General features: G+C 73.1%; 15 protein-coding genes, 2 pseudogenes and 1 riboswitch. Of the genes and pseudogenes, 13 read left to right on the top strand and 4 right to left on the bottom strand.

Annotated elements, in window-relative coordinates; genetic code table 11:
- Nucleotides 1-28: 28 nt before the first annotated feature.
- The 4 genes from ACZ6NC_RS30070 to ACZ6NC_RS30085 all read left to right on the top strand — a co-directional run bounded on the left by ACZ6NC_RS30070 (nt 29) and on the right by ACZ6NC_RS30085 (nt 4,882).
- Nucleotides 29-781 (top strand): hypothetical protein, encoded by a 753-nt coding sequence (locus ACZ6NC_RS30070; RefSeq protein WP_465736969.1) that lies wholly within the window; start codon nt 29-31, stop codon nt 779-781.
- On the top strand, nt 778-2,469 hold the full coding sequence (locus tag ACZ6NC_RS30075; RefSeq protein ID WP_465736971.1) for a protein kinase domain-containing protein: 1,692 nt from the start codon (nt 778-780) through the stop codon (nt 2,467-2,469). The genes ACZ6NC_RS30070 and ACZ6NC_RS30075 overlap by 4 nt, the downstream gene beginning before the upstream one ends.
- A 249-nt stretch (nt 2,470-2,718) precedes the next feature.
- The gene (locus tag ACZ6NC_RS30080; RefSeq protein ID WP_465736973.1) at nt 2,719-4,149 is read left to right on the top strand and encodes a sensor histidine kinase; all 1,431 of its coding nucleotides are present in this window, start codon (nt 2,719-2,721) and stop codon (nt 4,147-4,149) included.
- Between the two features lie 7 nt (nt 4,150-4,156).
- Nucleotides 4,157-4,882, top strand: coding sequence for a response regulator (locus tag ACZ6NC_RS30085; protein WP_465736975.1), 726 nt, complete (start codon nt 4,157-4,159; stop codon nt 4,880-4,882).
- A 159-nt stretch (nt 4,883-5,041) separates the two neighbouring features.
- On the opposite strand, the pseudogene ACZ6NC_RS30090 reads toward ACZ6NC_RS30085, so the two are convergent.
- Nucleotides 5,042-5,656, bottom strand: a pseudogene (locus tag ACZ6NC_RS30090) (phosphatase PAP2 family protein); the annotation flags it as partial.
- 219 nt (nt 5,657-5,875) lie between these two features.
- Between ACZ6NC_RS30090 and ACZ6NC_RS30095 the strand changes: the two are divergent.
- The gene (locus ACZ6NC_RS30095; RefSeq protein WP_465736977.1) at nt 5,876-6,472 is read left to right on the top strand and encodes a hypothetical protein; all 597 of its coding nucleotides are present in this window, start codon (nt 5,876-5,878) and stop codon (nt 6,470-6,472) included.
- Between the two features lie 240 nt (nt 6,473-6,712).
- A complete protein-coding gene (locus tag ACZ6NC_RS30100; RefSeq protein ID WP_465736979.1) occupies nt 6,713-7,747 on the top strand; it encodes a nucleoside triphosphate pyrophosphohydrolase in 1,035 nt (344 codons plus the stop codon).
- 103 nt (nt 7,748-7,850) lie between these two features.
- Here the strand turns inward: ACZ6NC_RS30100 and ACZ6NC_RS30105 are convergent, their stop codons facing one another.
- The gene (locus tag ACZ6NC_RS30105; protein WP_465736981.1) at nt 7,851-8,276 is read right to left on the bottom strand and encodes an SDR family NAD(P)-dependent oxidoreductase; all 426 of its coding nucleotides are present in this window, start codon (nt 8,274-8,276) and stop codon (nt 7,851-7,853) included.
- A 231-nt stretch (nt 8,277-8,507) separates the two neighbouring features.
- Between ACZ6NC_RS30105 and ACZ6NC_RS30110 the strand changes: the two genes are divergently transcribed.
- The 7 genes from ACZ6NC_RS30110 to ACZ6NC_RS30140 all read left to right on the top strand — a co-directional run bounded on the left by ACZ6NC_RS30110 (nt 8,508) and on the right by ACZ6NC_RS30140 (nt 16,765).
- Nucleotides 8,508-9,785 (top strand): cytochrome P450 family protein, encoded by a 1,278-nt coding sequence (locus tag ACZ6NC_RS30110; protein ID WP_465736983.1) that lies wholly within the window; start codon nt 8,508-8,510, stop codon nt 9,783-9,785.
- 285 nt (nt 9,786-10,070) lie between these two features.
- A riboswitch (cyclic di-AMP (ydaO/yuaA leader) is annotated at nt 10,071-10,241 on the top strand.
- A gap of 5 nt (nt 10,242-10,246) precedes the next feature.
- Entirely contained in the window at nt 10,247-11,155 is a 909-nt protein-coding gene (locus tag ACZ6NC_RS30115) for a LysM peptidoglycan-binding domain-containing protein (RefSeq protein WP_465736985.1), read from the top strand.
- A gap of 247 nt (nt 11,156-11,402) precedes the next feature.
- Nucleotides 11,403-12,689: a phosphopyruvate hydratase gene (gene eno, locus ACZ6NC_RS30120; RefSeq protein ID WP_465736987.1), complete on the top strand. Its 1,287-nt coding sequence runs from the start codon at nt 11,403-11,405 to the stop codon at nt 12,687-12,689.
- 213 nt (nt 12,690-12,902) lie between these two features.
- Entirely contained in the window at nt 12,903-13,388 is a 486-nt protein-coding gene (locus tag ACZ6NC_RS30125) for an FtsB family cell division protein (protein WP_465736989.1), read from the top strand.
- Nucleotides 13,378-14,028 (top strand): DUF501 domain-containing protein, encoded by a 651-nt coding sequence (locus tag ACZ6NC_RS30130; RefSeq protein WP_465736991.1) that lies wholly within the window; start codon nt 13,378-13,380, stop codon nt 14,026-14,028. The genes ACZ6NC_RS30125 and ACZ6NC_RS30130 overlap by 11 nt, the downstream gene beginning before the upstream one ends.
- Entirely contained in the window at nt 14,025-14,966 is a 942-nt protein-coding gene (locus ACZ6NC_RS30135) for a Ppx/GppA phosphatase family protein (protein WP_465736993.1), read from the top strand. The genes ACZ6NC_RS30130 and ACZ6NC_RS30135 overlap by 4 nt, the downstream gene beginning before the upstream one ends.
- Before the next feature lie 428 nt (nt 14,967-15,394).
- Nucleotides 15,395-16,765, top strand: coding sequence for an NAD(P)/FAD-dependent oxidoreductase (locus tag ACZ6NC_RS30140; protein WP_465736995.1), 1,371 nt, complete (start codon nt 15,395-15,397; stop codon nt 16,763-16,765).
- Nucleotides 16,766-17,027: 262 nt separating this feature from the next.
- Here the strand turns inward: ACZ6NC_RS30140 and ACZ6NC_RS30145 are convergent, their stop codons facing one another.
- Nucleotides 17,028-19,586, bottom strand: coding sequence for an ABC transporter permease (locus ACZ6NC_RS30145; RefSeq protein WP_465736996.1), 2,559 nt, complete (start codon nt 19,584-19,586; stop codon nt 17,028-17,030).
- A 47-nt stretch (nt 19,587-19,633) separates the two neighbouring features.
- Nucleotides 19,634-19,728, bottom strand: a pseudogene (locus tag ACZ6NC_RS30150) (ABC transporter ATP-binding protein); the annotation flags it as partial.

Genomic DNA, 19,728 nt, shown 5'->3' on the forward strand with positions numbered 1-19,728 from the left:
CGCCGTTCTCACCCGCTCAGGAGCGCACATGTCAGGGCAGTACCCCGGGCAGTTCGGACCACCGCCCGGCGGCGCGTTCCCCGGTGGCGCGCCCCACAACGGCATACCCGGCGGGGCTCCGTACGGCGCCCAGCCCTACCCCGGCCAGCCTTACTCGGCCCAGCCTTACCCGACCCAGCCCGTTCCGGTGCTGCGCCCGGGGATGGCCGCCGGTCCGTTCGGCGTGCTCGGCCGCGTGCTGTGGTCCCTCGTCCCGCTGGTGACCATCGGTCTGCTCGGTGTGATCCCCTCGCTGTTGCTGGCGATCCGCCGGCGGCGGGCGTACGACATCGTCGGTGCGGTGGTCTTCGTCGGGCTGTTCCTCACCTACCTGGTCTGCGCGGGCGTCGCCGGCGGCACCAAGGCGCCCACCGCGGACACCATCGGCATGGTGGCGATGGTGCTGATGTGGCTGGGCGCGCCGCTGCACTTCCTGGTGATGGACCTGCGGATGATCTGGGAGGCCGGCCGCCCCAAGCCGCCCGCCCCGGCGGCCTACTACGCGCCGCCCGCCACGCAGGCCGCGCCGCCGACCGCCGCGTCGGGCGTGCCCGCTGCGCCGTACGCGCCGTACGGCCACACCCCGGCGCCCGGGTACGCGACCCCTGCTCCTGGGCCCGTCCCCGGAGCCGGGCCCGTCGCCGGGCCGCCCGCTCCCGGAGCCGCCCCCGCGACCGGCGACGAGCTGCGCGAGCTGGGTGAACTGCTGCGCCGTCAGGCCCGCGACGGCGGTCGGCCGTGACCTCCGCCCGGGTGATCGGCGGCCGCTACCGGCTGGCCGAGAAGATCGGCCACGGCGGGATGGGCCAGGTCTGGGGCGGTTACGACGAACGGCTGGACCGCCCGGTCGCCGTCAAGCTGCTCCGCACCGACCAGCTCCTCCCCGCCGACCCGTCCGGCAGCGGTGGCGGTGACGGTGACGGTGACACCGAACGCCGCCGCCACGGCGACGAGCTCCGCCGCCGCTTCCTGCGCGAATGCCGGATCACCGCCGCCCTCGAGCACCCCGGTCTGGTCACCGTCTTCGACGCGGGCGAGGACGAGGACGACGGCGAGCTGTACCTCGTGATGCAGCGGGTCCCGGGCGTCAGCCTGGCCGACCTGATCGCCGAGGACTCGCCGTTCCCGGTCGAGCGCGCCGTCGCCGTCGCCGCCCAGCTCTGCGCGGCGCTGGCCGCCGTCCACGCCGTGCCGGTCGTCCATCGCGACCTCAAGCCCAGCAACGTGATGGTCCGGGACGACGGCCGGACCATCCTGCTCGACCTCGGCATCGCCACCGCGCTCGACACCGAGGCCACCCGCCTCACCCTGACCGGCGTCCCCATCGGCAGCCCCTCCTACATGGCCCCCGAGCAGGCGCTCGCCGCCACCATCGACCCGCGCAGCGACCTCTACGCGCTCGGCTGCCTGCTGCACGCGATGCTCACCGGTGAGGAGCCGTTCCGCGCGCCCAGCGCGCTCGGCGTGCTGCGGCGGCACGTCGACGAACCGCCCGTACCACTGCGCGACCTCCGGCCCGAGGTCCCGGAACCGCTCGAACGGCTGGTCCTGGACCTCCTCGCCAAGCAGCCCGCCGACCGTCCGGCCCACGCCCAGCAGGTCTACGCGCGGCTGCTCCCGTTGCTCCCCTCGGCCGTACCCGCCCCGCAACCCCGGTACGGCCCGCTGCCCGACCCCACCCGCCCGTACCGCCACCCCCACCAGCCGCAGCCCCGGCCCGAGGAGACGGCAGCGGCGCCGGTACCGGCCGCCGTACCGCCCGCCCCGCGCGTGGAGCCGCACCCGTTCCTGATGGCGGCGGTGCCCGCGCCCGCTGCTCCCTTGGCCGCTCCACCCTCCTCGCCGGGCGAGCCGGACCTGGCCGCCGCCTGCGCCCGCCTCTCCGACCTGGTCGACGCCGGCCGGCGCGCCGAAGTACTCGACCTCGCCGCGACACTGCTGCCCCGCGCCCGGGCCGAACTCGGCGACGACGCACCGCTCGTCCGCACCATCCGGACCATCCACGCCCGCACGCTCCACCAGGAGCACCGCTACCAGCAGGCGCTCCCCGAGTACCGGCTGCTCGCCGCCACCGCGGAGGGCGGCCCGCACGGCCCGCAGGCCCTGGAGCACCGCTACCGGGCCGCCGAGTGCCTGGACCGGCTCGGCCGGGGCCCGGAGGCGCTCGCCGAGTACCGGGCGCTGCTCACCACCGGACGGGGCCCCGACCCGGACCGGGCCTTCGACGTACGCGAGCGGATCGGCGCCCTGCTCACGGCGGGCGGCGACGTCGAGGCGGCGTGGCAGTGGCTGCTCCAACTCCTCTTCGACCGCGAGCGCCGCGACGGCCCGCACCACCCGGCCGTCCGCCGCCTCCGCCAGACCCTCGACACCCTGCAAACCCACCGCACCACCAACAACCCCGACCCCCGCAGCACCCCCTGGCACTGACCCTCCCGCCCGTGGCCGGGCACCCCGCCGTCCAGCCGGGTCCTCACCCCGGGCCGCCAACCGGGCACTTCACCCGGTCGACCCGGGGGCTGCCCTGCGACCGCTCAGGGAGCACCCCGCTGCGGAGCCACCCACCGCCGGTCTCGTCGATGCGACGAGGAGCAGGAAGCCGGCCCGACCGACTTCCTGTGCGGAGGCATGACTTTCGGCGGATTCGGTGCCGCGCCCGGCCTCCGTAGGGTCGTACCCGTGTGGAGGAGTGGACAGCGGTGGAGTGGATGGTTCGACGGTGGGCTGCTGGTGGGTGCCGCGGTGGCGATCGGGCTGAGCGTGGTGAGCATCTGGTGGGCCGTGCCGGCGATCGGTGCGGCGTTCCTGGCCGGGCGGCGGATGGAGCGGGTGCGGCCCGCGGCGGTGGTGCTGGCCGTCGTGGTCGCCGTCGCGGTGCCGGCGGCGTTGCTGGTGCCGGCGTGGATGGTGCCGGGGACGTCGTTCCTTTCCCTGGTGGTCTGCGCCGGTATGGGGCCCTGGATGGTGGGCCGGTTCTGGCGGCAGTCGCAGGAGCTGGTGCGGGCCGGCTGGGAGCGGGCGGAGCGGCTGGAGCGCGAGCAGCAGCTGGTGGCCGAGCAGGCCCGGCTGCGTGAGCGGGCCCGGATCGCGCAGGACATGCACGACGCGCTCGGCCACGACCTGAGCCTGATCGCCCTGCGGGCCGGCGCCCTGAAGCTGGCGCCCGACCTGGCCCCGCCGCACCGGGAGGCGGCCCAGGAGATCCGGGCGGGCGCCGGCGCGGCCGTGGAACGCCTGGCCGAGGTGATCGGAATCCTGCGTGACGATGCGGACGAGGCATCCGCCCGGGGGCCGGCCGACGCGGGCGTCGACCGGCTGGTCGAGGAGGCGGCCGCGGCCGGCCTGGACGTCCGGCTGGTCGTCACCGGCGAGACGGACGGCCTGCCGCGCGCGGCCGAGCACGCCGCGTACCGGGTGGTCCAGGAGGCGCTGACCAACGCGGCCAAGCACGCCCCGCGGGCGCCGGTCACGGTGCGGGTGACCCACTCACCGGACGGTGCCCGCGTCCTGGTGGTGAACGGTCCGTCACCGGTGGGCCCGGAGGGCGCGCCGGGCCGTGGCGGTGGTGGCGGCCGGGGCCTGATCGGCCTGGCCGAGCGGGTCAGACTGGCGGGCGGCACCTTCGGCCACGGGCCCCGTGCCGACGGCGGCGGGTACGAGGTCTCCGCCCACCTCCCGCGCTCCGGTGCCCCCGCGGCCGCGGTCACCGGGCCTGGCACCGTGTCACCGGCCCGGGAGATGCGGCACGCCCGCCGCCGGGTGGGCCGGATGATGGCGGCGGTCGTCCTGGTGCCGCTGGCCACCGTGCTGGTGCTGACCACCGTCCTGCGAGGCTGGACGATCTACACCGCCGGCCGCGCCGTGCTGGACCCGGCGGACTACGCGCTGCTCCGGGTCGGCCAGGACCGCGCCACGGTGCAGCGATTTCTGCCGGACCGTCAGTTTCCGTACCATCCGTCGGCAGGGAACCCGCCACCCCGGGGAGAAGGTGTGACGTGCGAGTACTACGCCATCACGGCCCAGCCGTTCAACAACGACCGCTCCGGAGACGCCTACCGGCTCTGCTTCCAGGGGGACGTGCTGATCTCCCTGGAAGCCCTGGTCTCGTGAGGGCCGGATGAGCGGCGGGGAGCGGGACACGACCGCCGCACCGATCCGCGTGCTGATCGCCGACGACGAACCGATGGTGCGCGCCGGTATCCGCGCGGTGCTCGCCACCGATCCGGGCATCGAGATCGTCGCCGAGACCGGGGACGGCAGGGACGCCGTCGAGCTGGTCCGGCGGCACCGGCCGGACGTCGCCGTGCTGGACATCCGGATGCCCGGTGCGGACGGCATCACCGCCGCCGCCGAGATCCGCAGGACCGGCGCCGTCACCGGGATCGTCATGTTGACGACCTTCGGGGAGGACGACTACATCCTGCGGGCCCTCGGCGGTGGCGCCAACGGCTTCCTGATCAAGTCCGGCGAGCCCGAGGAGCTGATCGCGGGCGTCCGGGCGGTCGCGGACGGCGCCGCCTACCTCTCACCCAAGGTGGCCGCGCGGGTGGTCGCCCACCTGGCCTCCGCCGGGGCCGGCGGGCCGGCCGACCGGCGCGCCTCCGCCCGGGAACAGGTGGCCGCGCTGACCACCCGGGAACGGGACGTGCTGACGCTGATCGCCGCCGGGCTCTCGAACGGCCAGATCGCCCGCCGGATCGGGGTGGTGGAAGGGACCGTGAAAGCCCATGTGAGCTCCATCCTGCTGCGGCTCGGCGTGCCCAACCGGGCGGCCGCCGCCGTCCTCGCCCATGAGGCCGGCCTGACCCTCGGCGGGGAGTGCGCGGGCGGTCCGCGCACCTGACGCGGAGGGTATGGGCGGCTGGGGCCCCACCAGCAGGGGCCCCAGGACGCGCACGCCGGCCAGCGCGGCCACCGCGGTCGTCGCGAGCGGTAGCAGGGCGACGACCACCGCGCCCGTGACGGCTGCGCCCAGGGCGGCGCCGGCGACCACGTCGTGCGGGTAGTGCATGCCCGCGGCCACCCGCAGCGCGGCCGTCAAGCCGCCGGCCGGGACGACCAGCAGGGCCCAGCGCGGGCGCAACAGCACCAGGCCGGTCGCGAGGGCGACGGCCAGCGTCGCGTGGTTGCTCGGGAACGACCAGTCGCCCGGCGGCGGGCATTCGGCGACGGCCGACCGTGCCGACGCCGTCGCTGTGCCGAGCAGCGCCCGGCAGGGGCGCTCCTCGTCGATCACCACCTTCAGCACCTCGCTCGCCCCGTACGCGAGCACCGTGCCGAGGCCGGTGAGCACGACCCCCGCGACCACGTCGGCGGCCCGCCGACCGCGCGCCGACCACCAACAGAGCGCCAGCAGCAGGCCCAGCACCAGCAGGCCGGCCTCGGTGGCGGGCTCCAGCAGCGAGGCCAGCCAGTGCGGGGCGTCGGCGACGGCGTCCGCCACCCGCCGGTAACCGGTGGCGGACGGGCCGTCGACCACCCGGACCGGCGCGCCCTCACCGCCGCGCCCCGGCGCCAGCCACCCGACCACGCCGCTGCCCGCTGCCAGCAGCGCCACGGCGCCGGCCACCCGGGTGCCCGTCGTTCCGACCGCTTTTCTCCTGACCGTGTTCCTCATGACCAGGACGGTAGGAGCGGCGGGCGGGTGGCCGCCCGACCCGAAAGTAAGGGGGCGACCTGGACGATCGTCAGGGTTGACGGCCGGTGTGCCCTGTGCGGGTGACCCGTTCGGGCCACGGTCCGCGCGACCCGGCCCCGCCCGCCCTACCCTCGGGACAACGCCCGGCCCCTCACCGGATCACCCCGTCGCGCGCCACCCTCACCCCGGAGACCAGCCATGCACCGTCGGACCGCTGCCGCGGGCGTCCTGCTCGCCGTCTCGGCGCTGGCCGCGTGCGGGGGCGACGGGCTCACACCGGGCACGGCGGCGGTCCTGGACGGCCGGCGGATCCCGGTGGGCGCGGTCGAGGCCCGGGTCGCGGAGCTGCGGCACGCCCCCGGCGGCGCCTCGGCGGACGCCCGGCAGCAGCCGGACGGGCTGGTCCGGCGGGCCGTCTCCGACCTGGTGCTCGACGCGGTGGTCGCCCGCGCGGTGGCCGACCGCGGGCCGGCGGTCGGCAACGCCGAGGTGGCGGCGGCCCGCGCGGCGGACGAGGACAGGTACGGCGGGGCCGGACCGCTCGCCCGGGTCCTGGCCGCCCGGGGCGTACCGGGCAGCGGGATCGACGACTACTACCGCCGCCGGCTGGGCGTCACCCGCCTCGCCGCCGCAGCCGGCCAGAACGCCGACACCCCGGCGGGCGACACCACCGTCCGCCTCGCCCTGGCCGCCGCTGCCAACGCCCTCCACCTGCACATCAACCCCCGCTACGGCACCTGGAACCCCGACCAGGTCGCCCTCCTCCCCGACGCCCCGCTCTGGCTGGCCCCCTGAGTCTTCCGTGCGGGGGGAGAGAGGTGCGGCACAGGGAGTCGGGTGGACGGACTTTGCGCGCGGGCGTGCTGTCGGAGTGGCGGCGCGCGTGGGTGGTGGGGTGCGGACGTGGGGTGCGCGGCACTGGAGGTCGGGCGGGCTTCGACGCCGGGGAACGGGAGCCGCGGTGCCCGGCCCGACCACCGGCGCCCCCGGGAAACGCAGAGGCGGGCCGCGGTCGGGGGCGGGTAGGTTCGGAGTGTGACGAATTCTCCGGGCGCGAAGTTGATCCTGCTCACCACCACCCACCGGGTGGCCCCCGGTCTGCTGGCGTGGCCGGCGTGGGAGGCCTTGCGGTCGGCGGGGCGGGTGCTGGCGGGGGACGCCGGGAATCCGCAGCTGGCGGCGGTGCGGCAGGCCGGGGTCGAGGTGGAGGTCGTGCCGCCCGGTTCGGCGCCGGCGCTGGCGCGCCTGCTGACCGAGCTGCCGGCCGAGCAGCCGGCCGGGGCGGGCCCGACGGTCTGGCTGGGCAGCCCGGACGGCGACCCCGGGCTGACCGACGCGCTGGCGCGCCTCGCGGTGGAGCACGCGGGCGAGGTGCCCGAGATCGAGGTGCTGCCGGGCTCGTACGACCTGCCGGGTGCGCGCCTGCTGGACCTGGTCTCGGTGATGGACCGCCTGCGCTCGCCCGGCGGCTGCCCCTGGGATGCCGAGCAGACCCATGCCAGCCTGGTGAAGTACCTGGTCGAGGAGGCGTTCGAGCTGGTCGAGGCGATCGAGGAGGGGGACCGCGAGACGCTCCGCGAGGAGCTGGGCGACGTCCTGCTCCAGGTCTTCTTCCACTCGCGGATCGCCGAGGAGCACCCCACCGACGCCTTCTCGATCGACGACGTGGCGGGGGACATCGTCGAGAAGCTGATGTACCGCCACCCGCACGTGTTCGGGGACACCGAGGCCGAGGGCGCCGCCGAGGTGGAGGCGAACTGGGAGGCGCTGAAGGCGGCCGAGAAGTCGGATCGCGAGTCGGTGCTGGACGGTGTGCCGGCCGGGCTGCCGTCGCTGGCGTACGCGGCGAAGCTGGTGTCGCGGGTGCGCCGGTCCGGGGTGGCGGGCGTGCCGGACGCGCCGTACGAGCTGCCGGCGGAGCTCACCGCGGAGTCGGCGGGCAGGCTGCTGCTCGCCGTGGCGCAGCGGGCGCACGACGCGGGGGTGGACGTGGACGCCGCGCTGCGGGCGGCCGCGCGCGAGTACCGGGACGCCGTCCGCGGCGCCGAGGGGCTCAAGCCGAAGGACTGAGGCCGGACCGGCCCGGGCGAACGCCGCACCAGTCCCGGGGCGACCCCCGGACCAACCCGGGCGACCCCGGGCGGCCCCGACTCCCTTCCCGGGGCCGGTCGGGTCAGACCGTCGCCACGTCCTCCACCGGCCGGCGCTGCTGCGGTATCACGACCTCGCCGATGGCCTCGCCGACCAGCGCGAGGAGCTCGGCGAGCCGCTCCAGGTCGAGGTGGTCGGGCAGCTCGGCGAGGGAGACGATCCGCTCGCCGTCCGGGCCGGCCACGCAGAACAGGTCGATCGGTCCGAGGTGCTTCTCGGCGGTGTCGACCAGGGCGGCGACGTCGCTGGGCCGGCGGATGTCGCCGCAGACGCCGACGACCGGGCAGCCCGGCCGGTCGAGCTCGGCGGCGAGGTCCTCGGCGATGCCTTCCCGCTGGTCGGCGACGAGCACGCCGACGGCGCCGGCGGCGGTGAAGCGGCGTGCGAGATCGGCACCCGACCCGCCGTCGAGTACGGCGATGACCACGACTGCCCCGGTGACCCGCATGGTGCGCTCCTCCCTGTGGGCGGCTCCGCACCGGCGCCCACGTGTTGCTTTGCGGAGGATCGTAGGCTTGTCCTGACCCTCCGCAACAGGGATTACCCCTCAGGTGACCAGGCTCACGCCTGCCACGCCGAGAACCCGCCGAGTGCGGGCCGGGAACCGCCCCGCCGCGGCCCGGTGGCCGACCGGCCCGGCAGGGGAACCTCGCCGATCCCCACCGGATACCGTCGACGCATGCCAGTTCAGCCCGATTCCGCCCGCCCGCCGCTCTTCACCTGGGACTTCGCCGCCGACCCGTACCCGGCGTACGCGTGGCTGCGGGAGCACGAGCCGGTGCACCGCACCACCCTGCCGAGCGGGGTGGAGGCGTGGCTGGTGACCAGGTACGCGGATGCCCGGCAGGCGCTCGCCGACGGCCGGCTCTCCAAGAATCCGGTCCACCACAGCGAGCAGGCCCACCGCACCGGCAGGGTCGGCATCCCGGGCGAACGCCAGGCCGACCTGATGACGCATCTGCTGAACATCGACCCGCCGGACCACACCCGGCTGCGGCGCCTGGTGTCGAAGGCGTTCACGCCCCGCCGGGTGGCCGAGTTCGAGCCGCGGGTGCAGCAGCTCACCGACCGGCTGATCGACGGTTTCGCGGAGCGCGGCAGCGCCGACCTGATCCACGAGTTCGCCTTCCCCCTCCCCATCTACGCGATCTGCGACCTGCTCGGCGTGCCGGCCGAGGACCAGGACGACTTCCGTGACTGGGCGGGCATGATGGTGCGCCACACCAGGCCGGGCCAGGGCGGGGGGCAGCGCGGCGGCGTGGGGCGGGCGGTCAAGCGGATTCGCGCGTACCTGGCGGAGCTGATCCACCGCAAGCGGGCGGACCTCGGCGACGACCTGATCTCCGGCCTGATCCGGGCCAGCGACCACGGCGAGCACCTCACCGAGAACGAGGCCGCGGCGATGGCCTTCATCCTCCTCTTCGCCGGCTTCGAGACGACCGTCAACCTGATCGGCAACGGCACCTACGCGCTGCTGCGCAACCCGGACCAGCGGGCGTTGTTGCAGGACTCGGTCGCCCGCGGCGAGAGCGCCCTGCTGGAGACCGGGATCGAGGAACTCCTGCGCTACGACGGGCCGGTGGAGCTGGCCACCTGGCGGTTCGCGACCAGCCCGCTGACCATCGGCGGAGTGGACATCCCGGTCGGCGATCCGGTGCTGGTGGTGCTCGCGGCGGCGGACCGGGACCCGGCGCGGTTCGCCGCCGAGAACACCCTCGACCTGGCCCGGACGGACAACCCCCACCTGGGCTTCGGGCACGGCATCCACTACTGCATCGGTGCCCCGCTGGCCAGGCTGGAGGGCCGGGCGGCGCTGGCCACCCTGCTCACCCGGCTGCCCGATCTGCGGCTTGCCGAAAGCCCGGAGAATCTGCGCTGGCGAGGTGGCCTGATCATGCGTGGACTTCGCGAACTTCCGGTCGAATTCAGTCCCGAGAAGAAGCTCGCCACAAGCTGACAACCCCTCCGTGAGCTGCCGCAGAACCGTCTGCCGGAGTCTCAGATGTCACGGTCTGAGACCTCGACACACTGATGGGGCGTCTCCGACACGCCGCAACTGGGGGATTGAATCACCATCAACCCGGACATACCGCCGCCGTTGGTGGGCGATCGACCACGCGCCGTAATTTCTGTGTGATATCGGCGATATGAGCTTGTGATTGGTAAGAGGATCTGTCTACCCTCCGTGGAGTTCGCAGCTGCGGACCTCGTGCGCGGAACGCCGAATCCTGCCCGCCGCGTCACGGGAAACCGACCAGACCCTGGGCAGGGGCGGGGGAACCAGGTTTGTTGCCGTCCCCCACGGCTTGGGGTGAAGCCGCCCACGCGGGCAGAAAGCTTTCCGCGTGACGCGGCCGGGCCACCTCCCGGTCCGAACCCGACAGCTCACCTCGCAGGCGTGCGGAGAGGGACCTCGTCATGCTGTTCGTTGGAACCGGCCGTCACCGTCGTCGCACCCAGACCGAGAAGGCCATCGCCGTCGCCGGCGTGGCCGGCGTCGGACTCGCGATGCCGATCCTCACCGCCACCGGCGCCTCGGCTGCCCCCGTCTCGACCTGGGACTCGGTCGCCCAGTGCGAGAGCGGCGGCAACTGGAGCATCAACACGGGCAACGGCTTCTACGGCGGTCTGCAGTTCACCTCCAGCACGTGGAAGGCGTACGGCGGCACCTCGTACGCGCCGCAGGCCAACCAGGCCAGCAGGGCCCAGCAGATCTCGGTCGCCGAGAAGGTCCTCGCCTCGCAGGGCCCGGGCGCCTGGCCGGTCTGCTCGCAGAAGGCCGGCCTGAGCAAGGGCGGTGCCCCGGCCTCGGTCGACGCCTCCTCGGATGCCAAGCCCGCCGCGCCGAAGCCGGCCCAGCCGAAGCCCGCGCAGCAGCCGGTCCAGCAGCAGGCCCAGAAGCCCGCCGCCCAGTCGCACGCCCAGCAGCAGACCCAGCCGTACGCGCAGCAGGAGACCCAGGCCCCGGGCTTCTCCGGCCACGCCGGCTGGGATGCCGAGGCCAAGGTGTACTGGTACCAGAACAACGGCGGTTGGTACTGGACCAGCCACCCGAGCGTCTACCAGCAGTTCGCCGGCCAGGCCGCGAGCCAGGACGCGAGCCAGGACGCCCACGCCGCCCAGAGCGCTCCGGCCGCGCCGAGCGCCCCGGTCGCCCAGCAGCGCGCCGGCCACGGCTACACCGTCCAGTCCGGCGACACGCTGGCCGGCATCGCCGCCACCCAGGGCGTCTCCGGCGGCTGGCAGTCGCTGTACGACGGCAACCGCGGCACCGTCGGCACCGACCCGAACCTGATCCTGCCCGGCCAGGTGCTCAACCTCGGCTGAGCGGCCCCGCCTTCACGGTGATTCGACGAAGGGGGCCGGATTCGGCCCTCTTCGTCCACATCTGGTCGCCTTTCATGGGGCAACCAGGTGAACTACCGGGGGGTAGTAGGGCCACACGCTGAGACGGGACCGAGGTCAACGTGGCCCCGAGAGCCCGTGCGGTTAGGCTCTGGTCGTAACGACTCCGCAATCGTTCGTCCGACAGCACCCACCGTCAGTCGAACCTGCTTCCGCTAGGAGATGCCTCGTGCCGTCCATCGATGTCGTCGTAGCCCGTGAGATTCTCGACTCGCGTGGCAACCCCACGGTCGAGGTCGAGGTCGGCCTCGACGACGGCAGCACCGGCCGTGCCGCTGTCCCGTCGGGTGCCTCTACCGGTGCCTTCGAGGCCCTGGAGCTGCGCGACGGTGACAAGAACCGCTACTTCGGCAAGGGCGTCGAGAAGGCCGTCCTGGCCGTCATCGAGCAGATCGGCCCGGAGCTGGTCGGCTACGACGCCACCGAGCAGCGCCTGATCGACCAGGCCATGCTCGACCTGGACGCCACCCCGGACAAGTCCTCGCTCGGCGCCAACGCCATCCTGGGCGTCTCGCTGGCCGTCGCGCACGCCGCCTCCGAGGCCAGCGACCTGCCGCTGTTCCGCTACCTGGGCGGCCCGAACGCGCACGTCCTGCCGGTCCCGATGATGAACATCCTCAACGGCGGCTCGCACGCGGACTCCAACGTCGACATCCAGGAGTTCATGATCGCCCCGATCGGCGCGGAGTCCTTCTCCGAGGCCGTCCGCTGGGGCGTCGAGGTCTACCACACCCTCAAGGGCGTCCTGAAGGAGCGCGGCCTCTCCACCGGCCTCGGCGACGAGGGCGGCTTCGCGCCGAACCTGGACAGCAACCGCGAGGCCCTGGACCTCATCACCGAGGCCATCCAGAAGGCGGGCTACGTGCCCGGCCGCGACATCGCGCTGGCGCTGGACGTCGCCGCCTCCGAGTTCTACGAGGACGGTGCCTACCAGTTCGAGGGCAAGGCGCTCACCGCCGCCGAGCTCATCGAGTACTACGCCGAGCTGGTCGCCTCGTACCCGCTGGTCTCCATCGAGGACCCGCTGGACGAGTCGGACTGGGACGGCTGGAAGGCCATGACCGTCAAGCTGGGCGACAAGGTCCAGCTGGTCGGCGACGACCTGTTCGTCACCAACCCGGCCCGCCTGGCCAAGGGCATCGAGACCGGCACCGCCAACGCGCTGCTGGTCAAGGTGAACCAGATCGGTTCGCTGACCGAGACCCTGGACGCCGTCGAGCTGGCCCAGCGCAACGGCTACCGCTGCATGATGTCGCACCGTTCCGGCGAGACCGAGGACGTCACCATCGCCGACCTGGCCGTCGCCACCAACTGCGGCCAGATCAAGACCGGTGCCCCGGCCCGCTCCGAGCGCGTCGCCAAGTACAACCAGCTGCTGCGCATCGAGGAGATCCTCGACGACGCCGCCGAGTACGCCGGCCGCGGCGCCTTCCCGCGCTTCCGCTCCGCGGAATGACAGCACAGTCGCTCTGCGGAATGACAGCACAGTCGCTCCGCGGAGTGGCCAGCGCGCTGAGGCGGCGTAGTCAGCACGGTAAGCACGAGGGCTGACCGCGCCCGCCGGCGCAAGCCTGACCGGTGCCCCGCCGTTCACCCCGTAGGGTGGACGGCGGGGCACCGGCGCGACCAGGAGGGGATACGGGAGATGGCAGGCTGGAGGATCCCGGGCTTGGCGGCCCGGCCTCGCTTCACGAGCCGGGCGACCGTCCTCGTCCTGGTGCTCTGCTCGCTGGTGGCGATCCTGGCCTACCCGACCCGGCAGTTCATCTCCCAGCGCTCCGAGATCTCCGCCCAGCGGGCGAAGGCCGAACACGCCCGGCAGCAGGTCGAGCAGCTGCGCCGGGAGAAGACCCGCTGGCAGGACCCGGAGTACGTCAAGGCGCAGGCCCGTTCGCGGCTGCACTACGCGATGCCGGGGGAGACCCCGTACATTGCGGTGGACCCGGCCGGCCAGGGCGCCGCCAAGTCCTCCGTGTCCTCGCCCGCCCCGTCCGACGCTGTGGCCGCCGCTCCGGCGAAGGCCGCCAAGCCCTGGTACGCCAGCGTCTGGGACTCCGTGGACGCCGCCGACACCGCCGCCCTCGCCCCGCCCTCTCCCCTTCCTTCGCAGACACCCCTGCCCCCCGCTGGAGCCAGCTCCCCTCATGACCACTGAGAACCACCCCTCCGTCTCCGACGCCGACGTCGCGGCCATCGCCGCCCAGCTCGGCCGGGTCCCGCGCGGTCTGCGCGGCGTGGCGCACCGCTGCCCCTGCGGCAACCCGGACGTCGTGGAGACGGCCCCCCGGCTCGCGGACGGCACGCCGTTCCCGACCCTGTACTACCTGACCTGCCCCAAGGCCGCCTCGCTGATCGGCACCCTGGAGGCGGACGGCGTGATGAAGGAGCAGACCGCCCGGCTCGCCGAGGACCCGGAGCTGGCCGCCGCCTACCAGAAGGCCCACGAGGACTACATCGCCCGCCGTGACGCCATCGAGGTGCTGGAGGGCTTCCCGAGCGCCGGCGGGATGCCGGACCGGGTGAAGTGCCTGCACGTGCTGGTCGGCCACTCGCTGGCGGCCGGCGAGGGCGTCAACCCGCTCGGCGACGAGGCGATCGGCATGCTGGAGGACTGGTGGGCCAAGGGCCCGTGCGTCTCCGCCGCCGAGGTCGAGGCCGCCGGTGAGCGGGTCGCGCGCAACCGGGCCAAGGAGCAGGACCACGCGGCGGTGATCGCCGCCAAGGAGCAGAAGGCCGCCGAGCGCGCCGCCAAGAAGGCGGCCGCGGCCGAGGGCACCGAGGAGGCCGGCGCATGACCACCACCCGGGTCGCCGCGATCGACTGCGGCACCAACTCGATCCGCCTGCTGGTCGCCGACCTCGACCCGCAGACCGGGGCGATCACCGACCTCGACCGCCGGATGATCATCAACCGGCTGGGCCAGGGTGTGGACAAGACCGGCCGGCTGCACCCGGACGCGCTGGCCCGCACGTTCGCGGCCTGCCGCGAGTACGCGGAGGTCATCTCCGGCTTCGGCGTCGGCCCCGACCGGATCCGCTTCGTCGCCACCAGCGCCTCCCGGGACGCCGAGAACAGCGACGAGTACACCAAGGGCGTGCGCGACATCCTGGGCGTCTCGCCCGAGGTCGTCAGCGGCGAGGAGGAGGCGCACCTCTCCTTCGTCGGTGCCACCAAGGAGCTCACCGGCGGTCAGTTCCCGGCGCCGTACCTCGTCTTCGATCTCGGTGGCGGCTCCACCGAGTTCGTGCTGGGCGGGGCGGACGTCGAGGCGGCCCGCTCGGTGGACATCGGCTGCGTCCGGCTGACCGAGCGCCACTTCGGCGGCGCCGAGCTGCCGTCGGCGGAGCAGATCGCCGAGGCCCGGGCGCACGTCCGGGCCGAGCTGGACAAGGCCGAGGAGGCCGTCCCGCTGACCGGTGCGGCCACCCTGGTGGGCCTGGCCGGGACGGTCACCACGGTCTCGGCGATCGCCCAGGACCTGCCGGCGTACGACTCCGAGGCGATCCACCATTCGCGGATCAGCCGTGAGCAGGTGGCCCGGATCGCTGACGAACTGCTCGCCGCCACCCACGACCAGCGGGCGGCCATCCCGTCGATGCACCCCGGCCGGGTGGACGTCATCGCGGCCGGCGCGCTGGAGCTGCTGGAGATCATGGCGCGGACCGGCGCCGCCGAGGTGGTCGTCAGTGAGCACGACATCCTGGACGGCATCGCATGGAGTATGGCCTCCTGAGCCCTTGCAGGCCTTACCCGACCGGCCCCGGAGCCCCCTGACGGGGCCCGGGGCCGGGGCGCGCCCGGGGTCGGGCAGGAAAGTTCGTGAATTTCTTCACATGGCGATCCATCCATTCGTCGTGCCTGCGTGCCCGCAACGTCCGAAATGTGGGACTGAAGGCTCGGTCGGCGTGGCGCCCGCTGGATCGCAGGCGGGGCACCCGTACGGGTTTGAAAATCGAAATCACACGCGGGAACCCAGGCGTAGTACGGATCGTTGCAGCTCAGCCGGGCCGTCCGGCCACCCGTGCTCACCGAGGGGTCCCGGGGGTCGTGAGGTGATGGCCCCAGGCGGCGAAAAGGGCCGCGAAGTGTAGCACGGGGTGTCCAGGAGCTTGTGAGCGGGCTCACGAATGCTGCTCCGGACGGTGCTGGATACTTTCGGATATGAGCACCACGGAGCGTCCTCGCATCCTCATTGTCGGCGGTGGTTACGTCGGCCTGTATGCCGCGATGCGCATCCTCAAGAAGATGCGTTACGGCGAAGCGACCGTCACGGTCGTCGACCCGCGGTCGTACATGACGTACCTGCCCTTCCTTCCCGAGGCGGCCGGCGGCAACGTCGCGCCCCGCAACCTCGTCGCGCCGCTGCGCAGCGCCCTGAAGAAGGCGGAGGTGCTCACCGGTGCTGTCACCGGTGTGGACCACGCCCGCAAGGTCGCGACCATCCAGCCCGCGGCGGGCGACTCGTACGAGCTGCCCTTCGAGTACCTGGTCGTCGCGACCGGCTCGGTCTCCCGCACCTTCCCGATCCCGGGTCTGGCGGAGCACGGCATCGGCATGAAGACGGTCGAGGAGGCCATCAGCCTCCGGAACCACGTCATGGCGCAGCTGGACAAGGCCGAGTCCACCACGGACGAGGCGATCCGCCGCAAGGCCCTGACCTTCGTCGTCATCGGTGGTGGCTTCGCCGGCGTCGAGACGATCGCCGAGATCGAGGACATGGCGCGCGACGCCGCCAAGATCTACAAGACCGTCAGCCGCGACGACATGCGCTTCATCATGGTGGAGGCGGCCAACCGCATCCTCCCCGAGGTGGGCCCGGACCTCGGTCTGTGGACCAAGGAGAAGCTCGAAGAGCGCAACATCGAGGTCTTCATCGAGACCTCGATGGACTCCTGCGTCGACCAGCACGTCGTGCTGAAGAACGGCGTCGAGGTCGACGCCTCCACCATCGTGTGGACGGCCGGCGTGAAGCCGAACCCGGTGCTGGCCAACTTCGGCCTGCCGCTCGGCCCGCGCGGCCACGTCGACACCGCCGCGACCCTCCAGGTCCAGGGCTTCGACTACGTCTGGTCCGCCGGCGACAACGCCCAGGTGCCGGACCTCGCCTCCGGCGAGGGCGCCTGGTGCCCGCCGAACGCGCAGCACGCCTGCCGTCAGGCCGTCGTCCTCGGCGACAACGTGATCTCCGGTATGCGCGGCTTCCCGCAGAAGGAGTACAAGCACAAGAACCTCGGTGCGGTGGCCGGTCTCGGCCTGCACAAGGGTGTCGCGATCCTCTTCGGCAAGGTCAAGCTGAAGGGCCGCCTGGCCTGGTGGTTCCACCGTGCCTACCACGGCGCCATGGTCCCGACCGTGAACCGCAAGGTCCGCGTGTTCACCGACTGGACGCTGGCGATGTTCCTGAAGCGCGAGACCGTGGGTCTGGCCCAGATGGAGAAGCCGTTCGAGGCGTTCCAGGAGGCTGCGGCGCCCGCGCCGAAGCCCGTCGAGGCCGCCAAGCCGGCCGCCGACAAGGAGCTCGCCAGCAAGTAAGCGACTGCGACTCCGGTGTGGGAGCACCGGGGTATGAGTCGGAGGCCCTCCGCCCGGCAGCGTCGCCGGACCACGACCTCCGTGGTGCTCAGCCGGCCAGTGCGACCGGGCGGAGTACAGAAGTACGAGAAGGCCCCTGCCGAACCCTCGGGCAGGGGCCTTCTCGTTGTCGGTGTGCGTGGTCGTCCCAGGACGGTGGCCCCGGGCGTGGTGCCCGGGGCCGGTGGGCCGATGGTCGGTCCGTCGCCCGCCCGTCGGTCCGTCAGTCGGTCTTGATGCTCGCCAGGATGTCCAGCTTGGACGCCCGGCGGGCCGGCCAGATCGCCGCCACCAGGCCGACCACGCCGGCCAGGGCGAGGAAGAGCAGCAGCTGGCCGAACGGCAGGACGGTGGTCAGGCCCGCCATGCTGGACTTCAGCGTGCCGTTGATCGCCCAGGCCATGAAGCAACCGAGCAGCAGGCCGATGCCGGCGCCGAAGACCGAGATCACCACGGACTCCAGCCGGACCATCCGCTTGATGCCGCCGCGGTCCAGGCCGATCGCCCGCAGCATCCCGATCTCGCGCTTGCGCTCGAAGACCGACATGGCCAGCGTGTTGATCACCCCGAGGATCGCGACGATCACGGACATCGCGAGCAGCCCGTACATCATGTTGAGCGCGAAGGTGATGATCTGGCTGAAGTCGTCCCGGACGTCCTGCTTGGACTTGACCTCGATCACCGGGTTGGCGCCGGTGGCGTCCTTGAGCGCCTGCTTCAGCTTGTCGGTCGCGCCGTCGGCGCCCTTGACCAGGACGTCGCTGAGGTAGGGCGCGGGCTCGTGCTTGACGATCTCGCTGTTGGCCAGCAGGACCGGGCCGAGCATCCCGCCCGCCTTGTAGACGCCGCCGACGGTGACCTGGCCGGTGGACTCGTCGGGGTAGGTGACCGTCATGGTCGAACCGGCGGTGACGCCGTTCTTCTTGGCGACGTCCTCGTCGACCAGGATCTTGCCCTGGCCGAGCGCGGCGGCGGAGCCGCTGGTCACGTCCACCGAGACGAGCTTGTCGAAGGTGTCCTGGTCCAGGCCGCTGATCGCCCGGGTGCTGCCGTTCAGCTCCCAGTAGACGGTGGTCATCGCCGAGGCGGCCGTCACCCCGGGGGTCTTGGCGATCTCGGCCGGGATCTTCTCGGAGAGGCTCATGCCGTTCGCGGCCGAGACCACGTAGTCGGCCTTCATCGTGCTGGTGACGGCCTTGTCGATCGCACCGCCGATCGAGGCGCCGAGCACCGTCAGGCCGCTGACCAGGGTCAGGCCGATGGTCAGCGCGGCCGCGGTGGCGGCGGTACGGCGCGGGTTGCGCACCGCGTTCTGCCGGGCGAGCTTGCCGGGCGTGCCGAACAGCTTGCCGAGCACCGGGCCGACCAGGGCGATCACCGGCCGGGAGAGCAGGGGCAGCAGGATGAAGATGCCGATCAGGGCCAGCAGGGCGCCGAACGCGACCGGCACCCGGCCGTCGCTGTCGCCGGTGGAGGCGCCGTAGGCGATCAGCGCGCCGCCGCCGGCGGCCAGCACCGAGCCGATGGTGTTGCGCACCACCAGGCTCTTCTGGCTGCTCGGCTGGTCGCCGCTGCTCATCGCGGCCACCGGGGCGATCCGGGAGGCGCGCATGGCGGGCAGCAGGGCGGAGAGGACGGTCACCAGGACGCCGACCACCAGGGTGACCGCCACGGTCAGCGGCTTGATCACCAGCGAGCCGGTGGGCATGCCGTCGTCCAGCGAGTGGATCAGGGACTGCAGCCCGGCGCCGATCCCGATACCGGCCACCAGACCGGCGAGGGCCGAGACGGTGCCGATCGCCAGCGCCTCGATCAGCACCGACCGGGTGACCTGCTTGCGGCTGGCACCGATCGCCCGCAGCAGGGCGAGCTCCTTGGTGCGCTGGGCGACCAGCATGGTGAAGGTGTTGGCGATGATGAAGATGCCGACGAAGAGTGAGATCCCGGCGAAGGCGAGCAGCATGGTGCGCATGCTCGACGTGCCGCTCTCGATCATCTTCTGCTCGTCGTCCTTGAGCTCCTGGCCGGTCTCGGAGTGGATCTGCTGGCCGGCCGGGAGCTTCGGCCCGGCCTCGGCGAGCAGCGCGCTCTCGGCGGTGCCGGGCTTGGCGGTGAGCACGATGCTGCTGTAGCGGCCTGGCTCCAGCAGCAGCTGCTGGGCGGTGGCGCGGTCGAACAGGGTGAGCGTGCCGCCGGTGTTCACCACCGGGTCGTCGGTGGTGAAGACGCCGGTGAGCTTCGCCTCGACGACCGGGCCGTTGGAGGCCAGCCGGACGGTGTCGCCGACCTTGTAGCCGGCCTTGTCGGCGGTCTTCCGGTCGAGGGCGATCTCCTTGGCGTTCTTCGGGCCCTGGCCCTCGGCCATCGGGTAGCGGGTGTCCTTGCCGTCCGGGCCGGGCGCGAAGTTGGCGCCCTTGGCGGACCAGGCCTGGCCGATCAGGTTGCCGCTCTTGTCGGCGACGCCGGTGAAGCCGCTGACCACGCCGCGGGCGTGGGCGGTGCCGGGGAGCGCGCCGAGCTGCTGGACGGTGGCGTCGGTCAGGGTGGCCGCGCTCTTCTCGCTCTTCTCGCGCGCGGAGGCGCCGGAGCCGGCCGCCCGGTCGACGATCTGGACCGACACGTCGGAGTAGCTCTTGGAGTTGCTGTCCCGCATGGCCTTGCCGAAGGTGTCGGAGAAGACCATGGTGCCGGCGACGAAGGCGGTGCCCAGCATGACGGCCAGTGCCGTCATCAGGAGTCGGCCCTTGTGGGCCAGCACATTGCGCAGTGCGGTGCGATACATGGGGTGTCCTGAGGTCTGCGGAGGGGCGGGGTGCTGGCGGCGGGGCGTCAGCTGGTGCGGCCCTTGGCGTCGAAGCGGCGCATGCGGTCCAGGACGGTGTCGGCGGTGGGGCCGGCGAGTTCGTCGACGATGCGGCCGTCGG

This window comes from Kitasatospora sp. NPDC041988 (genome assembly GCF_055588525.1).